Here is a 1,450-nt window from a genome sequence, read left to right as displayed (position 1 = left end):
GAGCTGATCGCCTCAGGGCCGCGCAGTCCACAGCCCGGAGCGCCTTATACCTATGTGACGACGAAGACTTTCCTGTCGCAGTTCGGGCTCGACACGCTGCGCCAGCTGCCGGATTTCGAGGCGCTCGAAGACGCTGGGCTGCTGTCGAAGGAGAAGCTGCTGGCCGGCGATATTCCCGACGGTTTGGCTAACAGGGAGGACGAGGGCGATGCCGTTGAGGACCAGATGTCGTGAGCGGGCGTTGTTCGCGTTGCGACCACAGAGACTATCGATGACTCAGGACCAGGACGACTGGTCGTGCGGCAGCCGGTCATCGGGAACCGCGACATGGTCGCCGTCGACGAGATTGGCCGGAAAGATCACCAGATTGGTGCCGCCGGCGTGACGCAGCGACGGGAACAGGATGCCGCGAAGCCCGGCCGTGATGATCAGGTCCGCGAGCTTCCACGATGGCGGGATTTTCTTGTCGATGCGAGCGATCTGGCGCCAGGCACAATCCCATTCCCTCCAGGCACTGTGCCCACCTCTTCAGCAATAACTTCGAAGCGGGCCAGGCTCGACAACCCAAAGCTGGTCGAGAGGGCAACGTCAGTCGCGTCCCGGCCCGTTGCCATCAGGATTCTTCCGATGCGAGGGTGGTTGTGCCGAGCGTCGAAGGTGAACCAATGACCACCGAGATAGGCTTGGAACCAGGCGCTGAAATCCATCGGATCTGGCACGGGCGGGACCCCGATATCCCCCAGATAACCCGTACAATAGCGCGCCGGAATGTTCATGCAGCGACAGATGAGCAAAGTCACGGCAAACACCGGTTCGATCGAGGAAGCCGCCATGAGCTGTGCGCAGCGCGTCGGCGTTCTGGTAGCTGAACGCTATGTGATTGTGAACGAAATCGCAGATTGCCTGGACGCGAGCCCATCCAGGCCTTGTGTTGCCAAAGGTCGCCCAGGCGAAATCCCCGAGACGATCGGTGTCGCAGTACCGGCTTCCTAGAAGGAAAGTTAGTACTTCATCCGGCAGGTCTTTTATATCGTGTTGTATGGCCTCGGGGGCGACGATGTCCGGATTGCCGCTGTCGTAGATTTCAAAGGTGGTTGAAATCGTCGTCAATCCAGCAGGGGCCTCGATCCTTGTGCAGGCATTGCCGAAACTGTCGATGTAGCCCCTTGCTTCGATCGGCCGATCAAAGCCAATCACCTGTTCCGTCAGCAGGTCGACCCGACGTGACGGGTGGATTTCCAGAACGAGAAGCATCGGCGTTGGCTTAGGACACTCGTAGGTGAGATTGTAACCTGCGCGTATCCGCATCGTCGCTCCAAATGTTCTTGATTGAGGAGACGGCCAAACTCCGCTTTGACGAATCGGTTCCACCACATTCATTGGGCGAGGGTTCTGGTCTGATTATTCCCTGGTAACTTTCACCTCGACGTCCATGCCCAAAAAACTCGAA

The 1,450-nt window shown here is 58.7% G+C and carries 1 protein-coding gene and 2 pseudogenes; 1 reads left to right on the top strand and 2 read right to left on the bottom strand.

What is annotated here, in order from left to right:
• The coding region (locus EN990_RS35195; RefSeq protein ID WP_206526379.1) for an SMC-Scp complex subunit ScpB at positions 1–234 on the top strand (234 nt) is incomplete at its 5' end.
• A 42-nt stretch (positions 235–276) separates the two neighbouring features.
• On the opposite strand, the pseudogene EN990_RS36535 reads toward EN990_RS35195, so the two are convergent.
• Positions 277–486 (bottom strand): annotated as a pseudogene (locus EN990_RS36535) (RES family NAD+ phosphorylase); the annotation flags it as partial.
• Positions 429–1,308 (bottom strand): annotated as a pseudogene (locus EN990_RS35185) (transglutaminase family protein). The pseudogenes EN990_RS36535 and EN990_RS35185, both read right to left, overlap by 58 nt.
• Positions 1,309–1,450 lie beyond the last annotated feature (142 nt).

The organism is Mesorhizobium sp. M7A.F.Ca.US.005.03.1.1 (assembly GCF_003997975.1).
In the GTDB taxonomy this organism is placed as follows: Bacteria; Pseudomonadota; Alphaproteobacteria; order Rhizobiales; family Rhizobiaceae; genus Mesorhizobium; species Mesorhizobium ciceri.
This window is presented reverse-complemented; position numbering and strand designations above follow the sequence as displayed.